The sequence below is a fragment of the Snodgrassella communis genome, from assembly GCF_914768045.1.
Lineage (GTDB): Bacteria > Pseudomonadota > Gammaproteobacteria > Burkholderiales > Neisseriaceae > Snodgrassella > Snodgrassella communis.
On sequence record NZ_CAJZCD010000003.1, the window covers coordinates 64748 to 83270 of the forward strand.

Sequence of the window (18523 nt, forward strand, 5' to 3'; positions counted from 1 at the left end):
GATAATTATGAGCAGTATTGCAAAACTGGCCAAACGCACAAGGTCAATCATCAGTGATAGTCAAACCAGTGTCAGACAAGCATTTAGAGGTGTGCTAAACCGGGTTAATGCCAGCGAACCAATGCAAACGGCACAGGTAGCCGGCCTTGCTGACGAAACCTTGCAGGATGTCGAACACGTCCAGCAATTTGGCTTTACCAGCAACCCGCCACCGGGAACCGAAGCCATTATCATCCCGCTGGGCGGTACCACCACGCATGGTATTGTTATCGCCACAGAAAACGGTGATTACCGGATTAAATCACTGGCACCGGGTGAAGTGGCCATCTATAACCAGAGTGGCGCATCCATCACCCTTAAAAATGGAAAAGTCATCAATATCGATTGCAATGAATTGAACATCAATGCCAGTGCCGGTGTCAATATTACCGCTCCTGACGTCAACTGTTCGCAGCAGCTGACTGCCAATGGCCAGATTAACGGTAATGGTGGCATGGCGGTCAGAGGTGGCAGCGGTGCTACTTTTTCCGGCAATATCGCACAGACAGACGGCAGCTATTCCACTACTGGCGATGTAACTGCCGGCAGTATCAGCCTAACCAATCATGACCATACCATGGGCGTGGGTAAACCAGTTTAACTGCTGAACGCAGACAGCTATAGCCATACAGGTCAAGTTACTAAAATACCAGTCATGGATAGAGAAATCGACACGCGCACAGGCAGCTATACAGGCCAAAGCATAAACAACCTGCAAAACGCTGTGTACCTGCGCTTAATGACGCCGCGCGGCAGCTACTGGGCTGACGTCAATCTGGGCTCACTACTGTACACCCTTGAACGAGAAAAAGACGTACAGCGCGTCAGCTTGCTGGCCAAACAGTATGCGGAGCAGGCATTGCAGCCGCTGATTAATGATGGCCGCGCGGCAGATATCCAAGTGACCACCGTACAACCGCATAACGGCAGACTTCATCTGCATATTGAAGTAACCCAGCAGGCAGGCGAAAAGTTTACTTTTAACTGCCCAATAAAAGTAATTTAAACGGAATTTAAACATGCAGGACATACCCACCTTTGACGAGATACGCGCCGCAATTTTACGCGATACCGTGTCATTGAATCCTGATGCAGATGTAACCGCAGACAGCGACAACTATATCCGTGCCAGCAGTCTGGCCAGCTGTGCTACTGGTCAGTATGCGCATCAGGCGTGGATATTAAAACAGTTTTTTCCAGATACCGCTGATACCGAGTATTTGGAACGGCACTGTAACCTGCGCGGTATCCGCCGAAAAAATGCCACACTGGCCGCCGGCACAGCCAGTGTAACTGGTAACACCGGTGCCACCATACCTGCGGATGTGCAAATCAGGTGTGGCAACCTCTTTTATCGGGTGCGCACTGCTGTCGTGATTGGTATAAAAGGTACTGCCACAATTGAGATTATTGCAACCGAACCGGGTACCGCTGCCAATCAGCACGAGGCTGTAGCCGGCCAATTTATGTCAGCACCGCCCGGTGTTGCCACAGATGTACGGATTGAGCAAGCTGTTGGTGGCACCGATACCGAAACAGACAGCGCATTACTGGCACGCCTATTGGAACTGTTGCGCCGCCCGCCGGCTGGTGGCAATAAATACGATTACAAAGCATGGGCATTGAGCGTAGATGGCGTAAGCAGTGCCTATGTTTACCCTTTGCATCGCGGATTGGGTACAGTAGATATTGTCATCACCAGCGGCAATAATGTACCCAGCGATGAGATAGTCAGCAAAGTACAGGATTATATTGATTCAGTGCGACCGGTTACAGCTAAAAACAGCTTTGTAATCAAACCGGAGGTGACCAAGGTTGATGTTAAAGTTAAAGTGCGCTTATTCGGGGCAACCCTTGACAGAGCAACCGCAGATATCAGACAAGCCTTGCAGGAGCATTTTAGCGCAATAAAACCCGGTGATAGCGTGATTGCATCACAGTTGGAAGCAGTTATTAGTGACGTACCCAGCGTTACTGACCGAAAAATGACCCAGCCAACAACCAATCTGACAGCAGAGACAAGTAAAAAAATTGAATGGTTTATGCTGGGTAAGGTTGATGTGAGCATGTTATGAATTACACCAACACCTTACTAGGACTATTGCCGCCAGTCGCATACAACCGTACCGCGCTAGCGGTAAGAAATGCTGCCAGAATTGATGGCAACTGTCTGGATGAAGTACAAAATGCTGCCCGTCGCAAATTGGGCGTGATAGACCCGCGCACATCTGGGAACTATATCGTGCGCTGGGAAGAAGTGCTTAATCTGGACAGCACCGGCAAAAATGGCCAACAGAGAATACAGGCGGTTATTGCAAAAATTAACGAAACCGGCGGACTAAGTATCCCCTATTTCAAAAAGATGGCAGCCTCAATTGGTTATGACATCAATATAACCGAACCGCAGCCATTTCGTGCAGGTATTAGCCGTGCCGGCGACAGGCTGGCGCGTGAAGACATTATGTGGGTGTGGTGGGTAAATATTAAAAATGCAGACAATCGCACCACAAATTTTCGTGCAGGCATATCGGCAGCAGGCGACAGATTAGCAGCATATGGCGATGTAATTATCGAAAATATATTAAAAGAACTAAAACCAGCATTTACCGATATACGTTTTACATATAAGGACAAATAAATTATGTATCCAATTGATACGCAAGATGGACTGTTTCATGATGGTGACGGAATAAGCGAACTGGGCACTATATTGCCAGCCAGCTGGCTGAATCAAATCCAGCAAGAATTGATTGCAGTATTAAGTGAAGCTGGCATTATTCCCGAAAAAGCTAATACAAAACAGGTTGTAAACGCAATTAAACTGATAATTAGTAATAGCACGGCAAAATTTGCTACACAAGCCACACGGTTGCAAACGGCGCGAAATATCAATGGTGTGCCTTTTGATGGCACTCAGGATATTAATGCAACACCTGCTGGTGCTGTTCAGTTCTTTGCTATATCGACTGCGCCTACAGGCTGGTTAAAAGCCAATGGTGCTGAAATATCACGGATAACTTATGCCAACCTGTTTGCTGCCATTGGTACTACCTTTGGTGCAGGAGACGGTAAAACTACATTTAATTTGCCGGATTTGCGTGGAGAGTTCTTACGCGGCTGGGATGATGGGCGAGGAGTTGATACGGGTCGGGCATTGGGTTCTTATCAGTTGGATATGATGGCGGCACATAGCCATTCTTTTGGCCCTTATAGATCAGCAAATGCTGATATAGGCAATTCTATAACTTATGGTGCCGAGCTATCAACAGTCGGGTTAGGCGGTGAGATTTACGGAGGCGTATCAGGAGGGTCAGAAACGCGACCACGGAATATTGCTTTACTTGCTTGTATCAAAATTTAAGGATTAAAAATGAAAATATATGCTCCCACTATTCCTGTATGTCAACTAGACGAAAACAACTACTTTGTTGGTATGACTACAGCAGATTTAGACCCATTAGAAAATAATGGACATTATCTATTACCAAGGTTATGCATTAAAGCCGAACCGCCAGAATTAAGAGTTGGCTATGTTGCGCAGTGGTGCGACACAGAGTGGCAATATATTGAAGATCATCGCTACGAAGTTTTTTATAGCAAAGAAACTGGAGAAGTAGTAGTAATCGATGAGCCGGGCAAATTGCCGGAAACAGTGACAGACACTCCTCGTCCTGATTCTTTCCATCATTGGGCAGAAAAAGAAAATAAATGGGTTATGTCGCCAGAAGCCGAGGCACAGAAACAGCAGCAAAAACGAAAGGCGAAAATTAATACCTTGCTATCGGTTGCTACTGAAAAAATAGCAGCATATCAAGATATGATTGATTTTGCTGATACCGAAGAAGAAAGCACAGAAGCAGAAAAGGGATTACTTGCTTGGCGGAGGTATCGAGCTGCTTTATTGAAGTATCAGAAAGGTTTAATTTCTGAATTGCCGCGCACGCCGGAAGAGTAATAAAAAGTACAAAAGAATGCGCCAGCGAGATTGCTGGCGCGGTACAAAAGAATCAGCAAAAAGGTGTAAAAGTTTTCGCCGTCCTACAATTGGTGGCGTGAAATCAGCATTTATTGTTTGCCACTGGGCAATATGGGGCATGTAGTAAACTAACTATACCGATAATACAGCGCCACCACAGGCTATCCAAGCAAAATAAACAGCAATTACTAGCAAATTAAGTATCAAGCTTGAACGCGCCATAACTGGCTGCCTTTCTTTATCTAACTTGATCAATAACAAAATTTATATTTTATTTTTATCATCAATTTTAAACAGTTTAAGAAATCATCATCAGATTCTTCTGCCTGCATTCTTAAATTTAAGCATAATATCTTAGCTAAATATCTGATTTACAAATCTATATTTATCAATCAAACAAAATTTAATTTATCATATCTAATATCCCGAGTATTAGTTGTATTGATAAACGATAAACTTACACCTGAAAAAATCCGTTACTGCTTTATTCTGTCGTTGGATATCAGCTTGGCTGCACCCACCCGCCATCGCAATAAATTGAGCACTCAAAAATTAAAACATACAGGCAAATAAAGTAATAATGTGGTGCTATATCACTGATATCAAAAATAGTTATTCAGTAATTATTAATCTAATTTCACTTTAAATATTAAATATTAAAATTTAAAACGTTTAAATATACATTATGCAATTATATTCATCCAACTATTACCTATATTAAAAATAATTGCATAGACAACAACTTATGTAATCAGCTACCTTACAAATGGAACATTGGACAACAAACCGAGAACTACTCGTATAAGCAAGGAGATAAAACATGAACAAACGCAAACCACTAAAACGTGATATTAAATTCAGCACTACCGAAGAATTGCGTGCCAACGCACGCAAAAGTTATCAGGACGGTGCGGTAACATCAACTTATGAACTGGATGTTGAGCGGGTAATTGAATTGCTCAATATCGCATTAGCCTCAGAATGGGTGTGTGTGCTGCGTTATTTACGCCATTACTATATGGCTAGTGGCCTGTTTATGGATGCAGTAAAAGAAGAATTTATGGAACACGCCCAGCAAGAACAGAAACATGCGGCCATGCTGGCTGAGCGCATTACCCAGCTAGGTGGCGAGCCGGATTTGAATCCTGATGTTTTTATTCAGCGCTCACCTACCGAATACATCGAAGGCGAAACCTTGCGCGACATGGTGGAAGCAGACTTAATTGCAGAACGCATTGTCATTGACTTATACCGGCAGACAATTATGTATGTTGGCGATTATGACACCACGACCAAACGTATGCTGGAACATATTCTGGCCGAAGAAGAAGACCATGCCGATGAATTATCTGACATGATGGAAGGTTTGGATGGCAAGCCAGTATCAGACAAAATAATTTAATTGCTGAATAAAAAATATCCGTGTCAAACCCACGGATATTTTTTGTTGTCAAATTAGCCACAACAGCACATTTCATCACACAATAGCAGCTTTAATACCTGTCAAACTGTCCATAATTTTAAAATAATAAACATGACTACGGTAGTAAATAGCTAAAACTTGAGACAGATTAAAATAAACAAACCTTTTGGCCACAACAGCCAGTAATAAAATTTTGTATAGGCTATCTTTGTACTACAATGAGTAAAGCGTATGATAATTCTGGTAGTATAGCTATCCGGATGATTTTTTTAATAATTAAAGGAGTAAAGAGTATGAAAGCAATGGTGTACTACGGTGCTGGGGACATAAGATTCGAAGAGCGCGCCAAACCGGCAATTATCGAACCCACTGATGCAGTTATCCGTTTAACCAAAACCACCATCTGTGGCACTGATCTGGGCATCTGGAAAGGCAAAAATCCAGAAATTGAGCAAACTGCCATCCAGAAAGCGGGTAAATTCAATGGTCGTATTTTGGGACATGAAGGTATTGGCATAGTTGAAGAAACTGGCAGCGGTGTTAAAAACTTTAAGAAAGGTGATAAAGTCATTATCTCCTGTGTCAGCCGCTGCGGTACCTGTGAAAATTGCCAAAAGCAGCTTTATGCACATTGCCAGAATGGTGGTGGCTGGATAATGGGCTATATGATTGATGGTACACAGGCTGAATATGTGCGCACACCATTTGCAGATAACTCTCTTTACCGATTACCGGCAGATTTAAATGAAGATGTTGCTGTATTGCTATCTGATGCCCTTCCCACTGCGCATGAAATCGGCGTGCAATACGGTGATGTCAAACCCGGTGACACCGTTGCCATTGTTGGTGCCGGCCCAGTAGGAATGAGCTGTTTATTAACCGCGCAATTGTATTCACCCAGCCAGATTATCATGATTGATATGGACGATAATCGTCTGCACATGGCCAGAGAACTGGGTGCCACCCAGATTATCAATTCTGCTAAAGAAGATGCAGTGGCACGCGTGCTGGCGCTCACCAATGGCCGTGGCGTAGACTGCGCCATGGAAGCAGTTGGACTTAGTGCTACTTGGGACATCTGCCAGCGCGTGGTGAAAGAAGGCGGTCATCTCGCCAATGTAGGCGTACACGGACAATCAGTAAATTTTGAGCTCGAAAAACTGTGGATTAAAAATCTCACCATTACCACCGGTCTGGTCAATGCCAATACCACTGGTATGTTGCTAAAAACCTGTTGCTCAGGCAAACTGCCTATGGAAAAGCTGGCGACCCATCATTTCCATTTTAACGAGTTGGAAAAAGCTTATGATGTATTCAAACATGCCGCAGACCAAAAAGCCATGAAAGTGATTATTGATTACTGAACAGTAGCCGGATAAGCCTCAATGGCTATATCTGATTTCTATAATAAAGCAGCCATAAAGGCTGCTTTTCAATTGACTACCGCTTGAATATCTTCCCATTCTATTAGCTTAATTTATCAGCAAATAAATCTTCTCACAGCAATTGAATAGCTAAACGGATCCAGATAATAGTATCGGCTTACTCCTCTTCGTCTTCATCTTCCCGCACACTGACACTGTGCTCAATCAGACCCGGTATCACAAAAGAAGTGCCCAGTGTATTCTTATCTGCACAAAGGCGTTGCAGATAAGCCTCATCCACATCAGCAGTAATATAGCGCCCATCAAAACAAGAGCTGTCAAATCCTTCAATCTGCGGATTCAGTTTTAGCACCACAGCCTGCAAATCGGATAAATCCTGAAACACCACGGCATCCGCACCGATTTCAGCAGCCACCTGTTCAGCATTGCGTTGATAAGAAATCAATTCCTCCCGGGTAGGCATATCAATCCCATAAACATTGGGGAACAATACCGCCGGTGCAGCAGAGGCAAAGTAAACTTTTGTCGCCCCTGCTTCACGCACCATCTCCACAATTTCACGGCTAGTGGTACCACGCACAATCGAATCATCCACTAGCAAAACTTTTTTACCGCTAAACTCATAATTCATCGGATTGAGCTTCTGCCGTACTGATTTTTTGCGTACTGCCTGCCCGGGCATGATAAATGTCCGGCCAATATAGCGGTTTTTAAACAACCCTTCACGAAAGGGTTTATTCAGATGCTGTGCCAGCTCCATCGCACTAGGGCGGCTGGTATCCGGCACGGGCATAACCACATCAATATCCTGTAAATCCAGCGTCCGCTTTACTTTCTCCGCCAGCGTAACGCCCATATTCAGCCGCGCCTGATATACAGATACTCCATCAATCACTGAATCCGGGCGAGCAAAGTATACATACTCGAACAGACAGGGCATCAGGTGTGATTCCTGAGCACACTGCTGTGAAAACAATTGTCCTTCATTACTGATAAAAATGGCTTCACCGGGTGCTATATCACGTACCAGTTCAAAATCCAGACTCGGAAACACCACGGATTCAGAAGCCACCACATAATCTGTATGTCCGTTCTGTACTCTTCTACCCAGACACAGTGGCCGAATCCCGAACGGATCACGGAAAGCAAGCATTCCATAGCCAGCAATCAGTGCCACTACGCCATAAGCACCATGCACACGTTTATGCAAAGTGGAGACTGCTGCAAAAATATCTGTCAGCGTCAGTGCTGTACGATTGCCAACCTGATTTTCCAGCTCACGAGCCAGCACATTAAGCAATACTTCAGAATCAGAACGGGTATTGACATGGCGTAAATCAGTAAAACACACATTTTTGAACAGCTCTTCGGTATTGGTTAAATTACCATTGTGTGCCAGTACAATACCAAAAGGTGAATTAACATAAAATGGCTGCGCCTCGGCACTACAATTGGCATTGCCGGCAGTCGGATAGCGAACATGAGCAATGCCAATATTGCCAACCAGCTCTCGCATATTGCGGGTACGGAATACATCACGCACCATACCACGGCCTTTATGCATATGAAACATTGTACCCTCAGCAGTTACAATTCCGGCTGCATCCTGTCCTCGGTGTTGCAGCATTTGTAAACCATCATACAAAAGCTGATTTACCGGTTCATGCGCAACAATTCCCAACACACCACACATCATTCTCTCCATTTAAGACAAATAAATACGCGCGTTTTTATCATTAAAACGCGCGTTGTATCTGGTTACCTTATTCATACCGTTATACCGATGGTGAATTCAGCTTATCAGCAAGAAAAGCCGGCAAATACGGCACTGCCAGCATCGCCAGCTGTTCAAACATACCTGCCGTGACTGAATTGCGCCACATAGGTGATTTCGGTAAATCAGTAAAAGTACATATCAGCACCACCAGTGTAACAATAATAACCCCCTTAACGGCTCCAAAACAGGCTCCAAGAATACGATTAACCCCGCCCAGCCCTATGGTTTGCAGTGCCGAAGTAATGAGCGCACGCAACAGACGCTGCACTATCCATAAAGCCCCGAATACCAGCACAAAAGACAACGAAGTAGCCAGTGCCTGCGGTTGCATACTGGTAAAGGCCAGATTGGCCACAGGCACGGCCAGTACCTTCGCACCGATAAAGGCTACAACCCAGCATAGTAGTGAGGCTATTTCACCCACCAGTCCACGCATCATGGCAACCAGCGTAGTCAAAAGAATCAGGCCTAGAGACAATACATCAAACACTGTCATGCCAGTATCAACTTCCTATAAACCAATTACCAGCCCATCCAATCCTACCGCACGCACTTTATCCAGATTCTGCATCGCCTGACTGCGGCTATTATAAACGCGGCTACGTACCCGATACAGCGTACCTTTACTGGTCTGGCTGCTGCTTATAGTAGTGGCCACACCGGCAACCGCCAGCCTTTGCTGCACCTGATTAGCCTGAGCCTCAGTAGTATAGGCACCAATCTGAATTACGGTACGTTCCACAACTGCTTTACTGTTACTGGTGGAAGTAGTACTGATGGAACCTTGATTAGATCCAGCTTTCTTGGTCACCGTACCGGCGGCTTTATTTTCCAGTATCTGCTGCGGTGTCAGTTTATCTGCTGCGGCACCGTTTTTCGCACGGCCTGCATTATTGGCCGGTTTAGCTGTAGGAGCCTGTTTTGCCGGTGCCACCATTTTATTGACAGTTTTAGGTGCTGTTGCCGTTTTCTTCTCCGCACCAGTAATAGCGGATTTAGCTGTTGCCTTTCCAGCGGTACTTGCCGCTTCATTGTTTTTTTTGTTTTGCTTCGCCGTTACTTCAGTATGGTTTTGGCTGTTTGTGGCTTTAGTCACCTGCCCCGCTGTATTTTTCTCTGCCATATCAGCTGGTCTGGTTATAGCACCTTTGGTTCTGGATTCCGGTACATTTTGTGTATTATGCAACCGTTTTTTTTCTAGAGCTTTTTTATCAGCAGGCACACTGGCCACTACACCGTTTTCAGCTACCGATCTGGCTGAATGCAAAGACGGTCTGTTAGATGCCGAATTTGCCTCACCCTGCTGCGTGGTCTGAGTATGAGCAGGTGTTTTCACTGGAGCAGCATTTGTAGTAACTGTTTCAGTACGTTTCGCATGCGGTGTAGCCATTTGAGGTGTTGTAGCTGATCCAGATACAGCACTGCCAGATTTAGCTTCAGACGCAATCAACGCTTCTGGCACCGTACTATTCACTCCGGCAACAGGTACTGTTACAGAAGATGCCGGCGCGCTCGCCACCGGTTCCAGTATTACGGCAGAAGTGGATTGCGTATCCGCACTGGCCGCTTTACTTGCAGAAGCAGCCATAATATCCAGTTGCGGAGCCGGTACTGGTTGTGGTGTACGACGGCTCAGCATAATAGCCAGCAATATGGCAGCAATGGCCACCATGAGTAATGCTCCTACCAAGCGGCGTCGATTACGCCGTTTCAACTGTTCATAATTTTCCTGTGCATTCATTTAATTCACCAACTCCTCTGTGCTATCCACTTCTATTTTCCAATATTACTGCGATGGTAAATCCATTATTTCTGCTACCGTATGAAATGAACCAAACACCACAATTCTATCATTTTTACCCGCTTGCGATAAAGCTGATACATAAGCATCCCGAACCGAAGGATAAGCAGTTACAGTAGTAATAGCATGCTGAGTAAATTTCTGCTGTAATGCTTCTATAGTCATACCACGTGGTAAATCCAGCGGCGCAATCAGCCAGCAGTCAAACTGGTCTTTAATAATTTCCAGAACCGAATCAATATCCTTATCCGCCAGCATACTGAATATGGCTATACGTTTTTCTGCATAGGGCAAAGTAATCAGGCTACTGCGCAATGCTCGTGCCGCATGAGGGTTATGCCCGACATCAAGCACGGTAAGAGGCTGGCCAGGCAATATCTGAAACCGTCCCGGATGACGCACACGCAACAATCCACGCTTAATCGCACCGATGTCCAATGGCAGATATTCAGACAAGCACGCCAGCACTGTTAACGCACAGGCTGCATTATTCATCTGGAAATCACCGCGTAATACCGGTATCGGTAAAGCATGGCGGGCATGCTCAGCAGCATACAAACTGTCAGATTGCGGATGAAAACGATACGACCACTGCTGCAACCCCTGTTTGTGGTAATCAAAATCTCGCCCAATCAGAAGTAAATCCGCTCCTACTGTCTGCGCTTGTGCCGCCAAACTGCATGGCACTGGCAACTGCCCACACACCACCGGCTTGCCACAACGCATAATACCCGCTTTTTCAAACGCCACTTTTTCTATCGTGTCGCCCAGAAATGCCTCATGATCCAGATCAATGCTGGTAATCACCGCAACATCGGCATCAAATATATTTACCGCATCCAGCCGGCCACCCAACCCCACTTCCAGCACCATCACATCTACCTGCTGCTGCACAAAAATAGCTACCGCAGCCAGCGTATTGAATTCGAAATAAGTCAATACTGTATCTGCCCGTGCCGCCTCAATGCGTTCAAACGCAGCGACAATCAGCTCATCAGCAACTGCCTGCCCATTAATGGCAATTCGTTCATTAAAACGCAACAAATGAGGACTGGTCAGCGTACCAACCCGATAGCCGGCTTCACGATAAATCTGTGTCAGATAGGCGCAAACCGAACCTTTGCCATTAGTTCCACCGACCACAATCAGTGGACATTGTGGCTGTAACCGCATACGTTCACGAACGGCCTCTACACGTGCCAGCCCCATTTCAATCTGCCCGCCAGCAACTCCGTTTTCAAGATATTGCAGCCATTGAGCCAATTCGGCTGCGTGAAATTTCTGTGTCATTATTTTAAATTATTATCCTTCAGCCTGAACCAATGAATAACCTTATTCAAAATTGATTGCCTTAAACCAGGCTCTGCCTTGTGCAACTGGCACCAGCGTCCCCATACCTGTAAGCGCCGCCATGCCTGAGCATCCATCATATCCGGCAGCAGAAGCTGGTATACCCTACCGCTGGCCGTTTGCCACTGCATGGCCATCATTTTCGCCCTGATCATACTGCCATAGCACAGAATAGCCGGCATAGCAGTTTTCCGGTGCATAAACACCAAACTTACCTGTCCCTGCGGGCTGATTTCAATCCGTTTCACCTGAGTCTGGCGTAATCCATAACCTGCCCACAATGCAGAAAAGATCCACGCCAGCAACCATAATACACGTTGCCAGCCCGTGCTATACAGCATAATGACACCTAATGCCAGCCCGTGCATACCCACCGCTAGACATCGGGCACTCAAAGACGGCCGCAAGCGCACAATACATGCTGACATCAGCGCGTACGCTTACGCTTCACCATAAACTGGTGATACCTGCAAATCGGTATCTACTAGATCCAGCACCATATCGTGTACCTCAACCGTGAAAAAATTCCAGAATTGGTCAATATTTATTGCCGGCCACAACTTGCGGTCAATTTCCCAGCCAGACAGCTCAGCTTCAAAAATCAGCATAAAGCGCTCACCAATATAACCAATTACCTGTTCCGGAGTTTCAAATTCCGGCACCAGCAACGTAGTACAATTACTCTGTAACTGAGCCAGCGTTAAATCAGGCAAGTCATCACTGGTATTTTGCAACCAGTCGAGAAAAGCCTGAGCAGGTTTCAGCACCACGGCACTGCGATCAACAAAATACATGCCACTTCCTTACTAATATGAATGAATAGCAATATTGTACTGTAAACCTTGCCTGATAGCGTATATTTACCATTGCCAGCTACACCTGCCTTACAATCAGCCTATCGTCTCCACAGGGATAACTGCCATGCCAACTGCTACTCACCTTACCCGATTACGACAGATACTCACCCCCAGTGAAATCCTCACCGATAACGAACTCATCGCCCCTTTCTGCACCGACCAGCGCAACCGGTATCATGGACAAGTATTTGCCGTATTACAACCTCATACCGTCAGCAGTGTGCAAAACATCCTGCGCTACTGCCAGCAGCAGCATATCCCCGTTACACCACAGGGCGGTAATACCGGATTATGTGGTGGTGCCACCCCCCATGCCTCCATCGCCGGTAAAGGTATTATCCTATCACTGAGCAAACTCAATCGCGTGCGCCAGCTTAATCTGGCTGACAACACCATTACTGTAGAAGCAGGCATGATACTGGCAGAAGTTCAGGCCGCAGCGCGTGATGCCAACCGCTACTTTCCACTCAGTCTGGCCAGTGAAGGTTCCTGCCAGATAGGAGGCAACATCGCCTGCAATGCCGGTGGTCTGAATGTAGTACGTTATGGCACCATGCGCGATCTGGTACTGGGGCTGGAATATGTACTGGCCAATGGCGAGCTGGTAAGCCACCTATATCCACTGCATAAAAACACCAGCGGCTACGAAATGTATCAGCAAATCATCGGCAGCGAAGGCACACTGGCCATTATCACCGCTGCTACCCTAAAACTGTTTGCACCACCGCAAAGCGTATTAACAGCCTGGGTTGGAGTAGAAAATATCCACGCTGCCACCAGCCTGTTATCTGCACTAAAAAACCACTTTGCCGAACGCCTTTCCAGCTACGAATTAATCAGTCAGGCTGCCCTCAGCCTGTCAGCCAGCTATAGCCAGCTACGCGAGCCTACCAGCGCCAACTGGCATATTCTGTTAGAACTGAGCGATAGTCTGCCTGCACAGGACTTAACCGAACCCTTAATCAGCGTACTTGAACAGGGTAACTGGCTAAATACCGTGGTTGCTCAATCAGAAAATGAACGTCAGCATCTGTGGACACTACGCGAAAATATATCCGCAGCACAGCGTAATCTGGGCGCCAGCATCAAACATGACATTGTAGTACCAATTGAACATGTTGCTGAATTTGTCGAAAACTGCCAGCAACAACTGGCCAGCACCTTTCCACAAACTAAAACTATCCTGTTTGGCCATCTTGGCGACGGCAGTCTGCATTATAATGTTTTTATCGCCGACATTCGGAGCAATGACGTCTATCATTACGAAGACAGCATTAACCAACTAATATATGAGCAAGTATTAAGCCATCATGGCAGCATTGCTGCCGAACATGGCATCGGTCAACTAAAAAATCAGTGGCTGCCACGAGTACGCAGCGACGCAGAAATCAAATGGATGTGGGCACAAAAACAATACCTCGACCCACAAGGCATTCTCAACCCCGGCAAAGTACTACCGCCTCAGGCATGATATAGTTAGTCCTTTTCAAAATTGCTTATGAACATGAGTGAAGTTACCTTGTATACCGATGGCGCCTGCAAAGGGAATCCCGGCGTGGGTGGCTGGGGAGCTTTCCTGCAATCCGGCCGACACAGTAAAGAACTCTTTGGTGGCGAAGCCAACACCACCAATAATCGCATGGAACTAACCGCAGTAATTCAGGGACTAGCTGCCCTGAAACGCCCCTGTATCGTCAACATCTATACTGACTCCCAATACGTTAAAAACGGCATGCAGGAATGGATTCACAACTGGAAAGCACGCGGCTGGAAAACCGCATCGAAGCAGCCAGTTAAAAACGTCGAACTGTGGCAGGCACTGGATGCTGAAGTGAACAAGCATCAGGTACACTGGCACTGGATAAAAGGCCATGCCGGCAATCCGGGTAATGAAAAAGCGGATGAACTGGCCAATCGCGGTGTTGAACTGATTAAATAATCATAGCCAATTGTCATCACACCAAGCTGCTTTATTATCCATATTAAGGATAGATATAAACTAACCTTAATAACTCAATTGTTTACCATATATACCTTTCCACTGATCGCTGAAATTATTAACTTCCACCATAATCTTACAACATGTATTCTTTATATTATTCTAAACAAACACAAACCGGATATCTTGCAATATCCTGTTATCATATTATCAAGTTAAATGGTTAAGCAATATACCAAATAGCAGCATATTACTCCCCAGTTATCTCATTAAAAGCATACATTCAAACCAATACAATTAATAATCAACCTAAGTCGCCGGTGTAACCATTGCGGCGTGCATTTTCTAAACAATCATTACGATTTACATAACCTTGAGTAGATGTTCCCACGATACGGCCATTAGAAGCTGTGCGACGCCAGCGCCATTCATTAGCATGATCTTTATAAATTTCCCATTTATCATTCATACAATTTCTCAAAATTAAGCTTAAATAACAAAATACTTAAAACCAAAAACTTATTAGGCTCTAGCATATCTCCAAATACGATAAAACAATAATGAATATAGAAACAGCAGACTAAATTTCAATATTATTTATATCTTATCAATCAACATAATTATTTTCTAACTATTTTTGATTAATTCAATTTAATCTGCATACACCATCCTCATTAGTGTTTCCACACAGGACAGCATAACCACCATCAAAGCAACTCTCCCCAGCATACCAATCCAGCGATACCATTAGTCTGGAACATGCAGATTATTAGCAATACCCCAACTGCCTATCTGGCTGGCACTGATGCACAGAATCATCCATTTTGAAATCGTCAAACTGGTCAGATTCAAACCTGTGCAGCCTTGTGTGAACTAAAGAGCCATAAAAAAGAAGCCATAAATTGCAACAATTCTGCACCAAGTAGAATCTAACGCAAATCAATGCTGAAAGCATCCATCAATATCTACAATATTCCCAACAAGAAATAGCCTGTTTACAGGAATAAAGCTACAGAATAACTAATGCTGATATCGGATATATACCAATATCAGCATTAAATTTTTTTAAAATAAACAGCCCGTACAGCCTAATAGCAAAATACTGAAGCGATTTCTAAGACTTACCACCCCATACTGGCTATTTCAATATTTTAAATCAACACTTTTGTTAACCAACACAAAAGCCGGATATCTTTGATATCCGGCTTTTGCCTAACTAAGCTGAGTGCTTAAAGCAACATTACATCATGCCGCCCATACCACCCATACCGCCCATGCCACCCATATCAGGCGCAGCAGGTTTATCTTCCGGTAATTCGGTAATCATGCAATCAGTAGTCAGCATCAGGCCAGCAATAGAAGCAGCATGCTGCAAGGCAGTGCGGGTAACTTTAGCAGGATCCAGCACACCCATTTCCAGCATATCGCCGTATTCACCAGTACCAGCGTTGTAACCATAGTTACCAGAACCATTCAACACATTGTTCACTACAACGCTTGGTTCATCGCCAGCATTGGCAACGATCTGACGCAACGGTGCTTCAACTGCTTTCAGAACGATTTTCACACCGGCTTCCTGATCAGCATTAGCGCCTTTCAGGTCTTTGATTGCAGCACGGGCACGCAACAGTGCAACACCGCCACCAGCTACCACACCTTCTTCTACGGCAGCACGGGTAGCATGCAGAGCATCATCAACGCGGTCTTTTTTCTCTTTCATTTCAACTTCAGTAGCAGCACCAACTTTAATTACTGCCACACCGCCAGCCAGTTTAGCCACGCGTTCCTGCAATTTTTCTTTATCGTAGTCGCTGGTAGCCACTTCGATTTGTTTACGGATTTCAGCAACACGAGCTTCAACAGCAGCTTTGTCACCCAAGCCATCAATCACAGTGGTATTTTCTTTACCTACTTCTACGCGTTTAGCCTGACCTAAATCTTCCAGAGTGGCTTTTTCCAGAGACAAGCCTACTTCTTCAGCAATAACAGTACCGCCAGTCAGAATAGCAATATCCTGCAACATGGCTTTACGACGATCGCCGAAGCCCGGAGCTTTAACAGCAACAGTTTTCAGAATACCACGGATATTGTTTACTACCAGTGTAGCCAGCGCTTCGCCTTCAACATCTTCAGCAATAATCAGCAACGGACGGCTGGTTTTAGCTACCTGTTCCAGAACTGGCAGCAGATCACGGATGTTAGAGATTTTTTTATCGAACAACAGAATGTATGGGCTATCCAGACCTGCAATCTGTTTTTCCACGTCGGTTACGAAGTAAGGAGACAGGTAGCCACGGTCAAACTGCATACCTTTAACCACTTCTACTTCGTTTTCCAGTGATTTGCCATCTTCAACGGTAATTACGCCTTCTTTGCCCACTTCATTCATGGCTTTGGCAATGATTTCACCGATAGATTCGTCTGCATTCGCAGAAATAGAAGCAACCTGAGAAATCTCTTTAGATTTTTCCGGTACTGGTTTGGAAATGGCTTTCAGCTCAGCAATAACAGCTTCAACAGCTTTATCAATACCGCGTTTCAAATCCATCGGATTCATGCCGGCGGTAACATATTTCATACCTTCAGTCACAATCGCCTGAGCCAGCACAGTAGCGGTAGTTGTACCATCACCAGCCACATCATTGGTTTTAGAAGCTACTTCTTTAACCAGCTGAGCACCCATATTTTCGAATTTGTCTTTTAATTCCACTTCTTTAGCAACAGACACACCATCCTTAGTGATGTGTGGGCCACCAAAGGCACGGTCTAACAGCACATTGCGGCCTTTAGGGCCTAAAGTTACTTTTACTGCTTCAGCCAATACATTGACACCAGCAACCATTTTCTGACGAGCTTCATCAGAGAATTTCACGTCTTTTGCTGCCATTTGTAACTCCTAATCTTAAATAATCAATTACGCAATAAAATTTTAATATCTGAATAAATAATTTATTCAACAATACCGAAAATATCTTCTTCGCGCATTACCAGCAATTCCTCGCCATCTACCTTAACGGTCTGGCCACTGTATTTGCCAAAAATCACTTTATCGCCAACTTTAACATCCAATTTCTGACGGTCACCATTTTTTAGTAACTTACCATTACCTACCGCCAGTACTTCCCCCATATCTGGTTTTTCAGCAGCGGAACCCGGCAGCACAATACCAGAAGCAGTTTTTTCTTCAGCTTCCAAACGTTTTACGACAACGCGGTCATTCAAAGGACGAATAGTCATATAATCTTCTCCACATCTTTAGTGCTTGCAGCACTGCAAAGTTGGTTAATACAAACCCGCATCAATTGCGGGGCGTAAAATTCAAGTCGCTAAATAAGGTAAGGTTAGCTGCTCACAATTCAAGAGTAACTGGAATAATTTTTTTCCCATTTCTTACAAACGCTTAGCTAAATTCACAGATTAGCTTGTTATTACAGCTACATAGCATCATCAGCAATCCGGATATATTTACATCCGCAAAATCAGTCTGACCAGATATCACATACATCCCCAGAACAATACTTCTATTTTGCAGATAAACAGGATATAGATTTCCAGACAAACCTAATGTCAACTTAGATTTAACTGCTAGATCGGCCTGCCTAATGATTAATTAGGTAATTTATTAACAAATAAGCAATCATTCAGCACATCAGAAAGCTTACTGCAACTGCATACTGAAGCCTTATCCATCAACAAAGTATCTCAGCAACTAAAGACAAAAGAGAAAAATATTGACACTTATCTGTCAAAGAAACACATACTCAAACCAGAAAAACCTTGTCTATCAGGTTATCAGTTTTTTTAAATAACTTACTAAATCCTATGGCATTAGCGATAAGAACATCAATGCAAAACAAATATTTTAGCCTTAGAAACAGCAATAACTAAGCATGACCACTGTATGTTATGAATTAAACAGATATCTGGTTAATTTATAATGCATTCTGTATTAATTTCACTAGCTACGGCTGCATCT

General features: G+C 44.7%; 19 protein-coding genes. 10 read left to right on the forward strand and 9 right to left on the reverse strand.

All coding sequences use genetic code 11. The features are described 5' to 3' along the window. The first annotated feature begins 7 nt into the window (after positions 1–7). The 8 genes from MJ761_RS04445 to MJ761_RS04480 all read left to right on the forward strand — a co-directional run bounded on the left by MJ761_RS04445 (position 8) and on the right by MJ761_RS04480 (position 6802). Complete coding sequence (locus MJ761_RS04445; RefSeq protein WP_093093131.1) at positions 8–640, forward strand: phage baseplate assembly protein V; 633 nt, start codon at positions 8–10, stop codon at positions 638–640. Positions 641–694: 54 nt separating this feature from the next. After that, positions 695–1045: a phage GP46 family protein gene (locus MJ761_RS04450; RefSeq protein ID WP_037406360.1), complete on the forward strand. Its 351-nt coding sequence runs from the start codon at positions 695–697 to the stop codon at positions 1043–1045. A 13-nt stretch (positions 1046–1058) separates the two neighbouring features. Next, positions 1059–2114, forward strand: a complete 1056-nt coding sequence (locus MJ761_RS04455; protein ID WP_093093129.1) for a baseplate J/gp47 family protein — start codon at positions 1059–1061, stop codon at positions 2112–2114. After that, entirely contained in the window at positions 2111–2677 is a 567-nt protein-coding gene (locus MJ761_RS04460; protein WP_093093127.1) for a YmfQ family protein, read from the forward strand. The genes MJ761_RS04455 and MJ761_RS04460 overlap by 4 nt, the downstream gene beginning before the upstream one ends. Positions 2678–2680: 3 nt before the next feature. Next, the gene (locus tag MJ761_RS04465) at positions 2681–3400 is read left to right on the forward strand and encodes a phage tail protein (protein ID WP_239392864.1); all 720 of its coding nucleotides are present in this window, start codon (positions 2681–2683) and stop codon (positions 3398–3400) included. Positions 3401–3409: 9 nt separating this feature from the next. Continuing rightward, positions 3410–3994: a tail fiber assembly protein gene (locus MJ761_RS04470; protein ID WP_239392865.1), complete on the forward strand. Its 585-nt coding sequence runs from the start codon at positions 3410–3412 to the stop codon at positions 3992–3994. Positions 3995–4835: 841 nt separating this feature from the next. Then, positions 4836–5417, forward strand: coding sequence for a ferritin-like domain-containing protein (locus tag MJ761_RS04475; protein ID WP_037405048.1), 582 nt, complete (start codon positions 4836–4838; stop codon positions 5415–5417). A 314-nt stretch (positions 5418–5731) separates the two neighbouring features. Then, on the forward strand, positions 5732–6802 hold the full coding sequence (locus MJ761_RS04480; RefSeq protein WP_100150229.1) for a zinc-dependent alcohol dehydrogenase family protein: 1071 nt from the start codon (positions 5732–5734) through the stop codon (positions 6800–6802). A 178-nt stretch (positions 6803–6980) separates the two neighbouring features. On the opposite strand, the gene purF is transcribed toward MJ761_RS04480, so the two are convergent. The 6 genes from purF to MJ761_RS04510 form a co-directional block, all read right to left on the reverse strand. Continuing rightward, on the reverse strand, positions 6981–8516 hold the full coding sequence (purF, locus tag MJ761_RS04485) for an amidophosphoribosyltransferase (RefSeq protein ID WP_093092012.1): 1536 nt from the start codon (positions 8514–8516) through the stop codon (positions 6981–6983). Positions 8517–8598: 82 nt separating this feature from the next. After that, on the reverse strand, positions 8599–9096 hold the full coding sequence (locus tag MJ761_RS04490; RefSeq protein ID WP_093092014.1) for a CvpA family protein: 498 nt from the start codon (positions 9094–9096) through the stop codon (positions 8599–8601). A gap of 15 nt (positions 9097–9111) precedes the next feature. Continuing rightward, the gene (locus MJ761_RS04495; protein WP_093092016.1) at positions 9112–10341 is read right to left on the reverse strand and encodes an SPOR domain-containing protein; all 1230 of its coding nucleotides are present in this window, start codon (positions 10339–10341) and stop codon (positions 9112–9114) included. A gap of 45 nt (positions 10342–10386) precedes the next feature. Next, positions 10387–11691 carry a bifunctional tetrahydrofolate synthase/dihydrofolate synthase gene (gene folC / locus MJ761_RS04500; protein WP_093092018.1) on the reverse strand — a complete coding sequence of 435 codons (1305 nt, stop codon included), beginning with the start codon at positions 11689–11691 and terminating at the stop codon, positions 10387–10389. Continuing rightward, a complete protein-coding gene (locus tag MJ761_RS04505) occupies positions 11691–12179 on the reverse strand; it encodes a protein YgfX (RefSeq protein WP_093092020.1) in 489 nt (162 codons plus the stop codon). Before MJ761_RS04505 ends, folC begins: the two co-directional genes overlap by 1 nt. A gap of 12 nt (positions 12180–12191) precedes the next feature. Further along, positions 12192–12545: a hypothetical protein gene (locus tag MJ761_RS04510; protein WP_093092021.1), complete on the reverse strand. Its 354-nt coding sequence runs from the start codon at positions 12543–12545 to the stop codon at positions 12192–12194. Positions 12546–12672: 127 nt separating this feature from the next. Between MJ761_RS04510 and MJ761_RS04515 the strand changes: the two genes are divergently transcribed. Together MJ761_RS04515 and rnhA are read left to right on the forward strand one after the other, a co-directional pair. After that, positions 12673–14079 carry an FAD-binding oxidoreductase gene (locus tag MJ761_RS04515; RefSeq protein WP_093092022.1) on the forward strand — a complete coding sequence of 469 codons (1407 nt, stop codon included), beginning with the start codon at positions 12673–12675 and terminating at the stop codon, positions 14077–14079. A gap of 33 nt (positions 14080–14112) precedes the next feature. Further along, a complete protein-coding gene (gene rnhA / locus MJ761_RS04520; protein ID WP_037405035.1) occupies positions 14113–14547 on the forward strand; it encodes a ribonuclease HI in 435 nt (144 codons plus the stop codon). A 304-nt stretch (positions 14548–14851) separates the two neighbouring features. Here rnhA and MJ761_RS04525 read toward each other — a convergent pair whose 3' ends face one another. The 3 genes from MJ761_RS04525 to groES all read right to left on the reverse strand — a co-directional run bounded on the left by MJ761_RS04525 (position 14852) and on the right by groES (position 17784). After that, entirely contained in the window at positions 14852–15016 is a 165-nt protein-coding gene (locus MJ761_RS04525) for a YegP family protein (RefSeq protein ID WP_093092024.1), read from the reverse strand. A gap of 771 nt (positions 15017–15787) precedes the next feature. Continuing rightward, positions 15788–17434, reverse strand: coding sequence for a chaperonin GroEL (gene groL / locus MJ761_RS04530; RefSeq protein ID WP_037490223.1), 1647 nt, complete (start codon positions 17432–17434; stop codon positions 15788–15790). A gap of 62 nt (positions 17435–17496) precedes the next feature. Continuing rightward, complete coding sequence (groES, locus tag MJ761_RS04535) at positions 17497–17784, reverse strand: co-chaperone GroES (RefSeq protein WP_037405031.1); 288 nt, start codon at positions 17782–17784, stop codon at positions 17497–17499. Positions 17785–18523: the final 739 nt, after the last annotated feature.

Coding starts and splice junctions, on each gene's coding strand:
- MJ761_RS04445 (WP_093093131.1), top strand. CDS start 8: ATGAGCAGTATTGCAAAACTGGCCAAACGCACAAGGTCAATCATCAGT.
- MJ761_RS04450 (WP_037406360.1), top strand. CDS start 695: ATGGATAGAGAAATCGACACGCGCACAGGCAGCTATACAGGCCAAAGC.
- MJ761_RS04455 (WP_093093129.1), top strand. CDS start 1,059: ATGCAGGACATACCCACCTTTGACGAGATACGCGCCGCAATTTTACGC.
- MJ761_RS04460 (WP_093093127.1), top strand. CDS start 2,111: ATGAATTACACCAACACCTTACTAGGACTATTGCCGCCAGTCGCATAC.
- MJ761_RS04465 (WP_239392864.1), top strand. CDS start 2,681: ATGTATCCAATTGATACGCAAGATGGACTGTTTCATGATGGTGACGGA.
- MJ761_RS04470 (WP_239392865.1), top strand. CDS start 3,410: ATGAAAATATATGCTCCCACTATTCCTGTATGTCAACTAGACGAAAAC.
- MJ761_RS04475 (WP_037405048.1), top strand. CDS start 4,836: ATGAACAAACGCAAACCACTAAAACGTGATATTAAATTCAGCACTACC.
- MJ761_RS04480 (WP_100150229.1), top strand. CDS start 5,732: ATGAAAGCAATGGTGTACTACGGTGCTGGGGACATAAGATTCGAAGAG.
- purF (WP_093092012.1), bottom strand. CDS start 8,516: ATGTGTGGTGTGTTGGGAATTGTTGCGCATGAACCGGTAAATCAGCTT.
- MJ761_RS04490 (WP_093092014.1), bottom strand. CDS start 9,096: ATGACAGTGTTTGATGTATTGTCTCTAGGCCTGATTCTTTTGACTACG.
- MJ761_RS04495 (WP_093092016.1), bottom strand. CDS start 10,341: ATGAATGCACAGGAAAATTATGAACAGTTGAAACGGCGTAATCGACGC.
- folC (WP_093092018.1), bottom strand. CDS start 11,691: ATGACACAGAAATTTCACGCAGCCGAATTGGCTCAATGGCTGCAATAT.
- MJ761_RS04505 (WP_093092020.1), bottom strand. CDS start 12,179: ATGTCAGCATGTATTGTGCGCTTGCGGCCGTCTTTGAGTGCCCGATGT.
- MJ761_RS04510 (WP_093092021.1), bottom strand. CDS start 12,545: ATGTATTTTGTTGATCGCAGTGCCGTGGTGCTGAAACCTGCTCAGGCT.
- MJ761_RS04515 (WP_093092022.1), top strand. CDS start 12,673: ATGCCAACTGCTACTCACCTTACCCGATTACGACAGATACTCACCCCC.
- rnhA (WP_037405035.1), top strand. CDS start 14,113: ATGAGTGAAGTTACCTTGTATACCGATGGCGCCTGCAAAGGGAATCCC.
- MJ761_RS04525 (WP_093092024.1), bottom strand. CDS start 15,016: ATGAATGATAAATGGGAAATTTATAAAGATCATGCTAATGAATGGCGC.
- groL (WP_037490223.1), bottom strand. CDS start 17,434: ATGGCAGCAAAAGACGTGAAATTCTCTGATGAAGCTCGTCAGAAAATG.
- groES (WP_037405031.1), bottom strand. CDS start 17,784: ATGACTATTCGTCCTTTGAATGACCGCGTTGTCGTAAAACGTTTGGAA.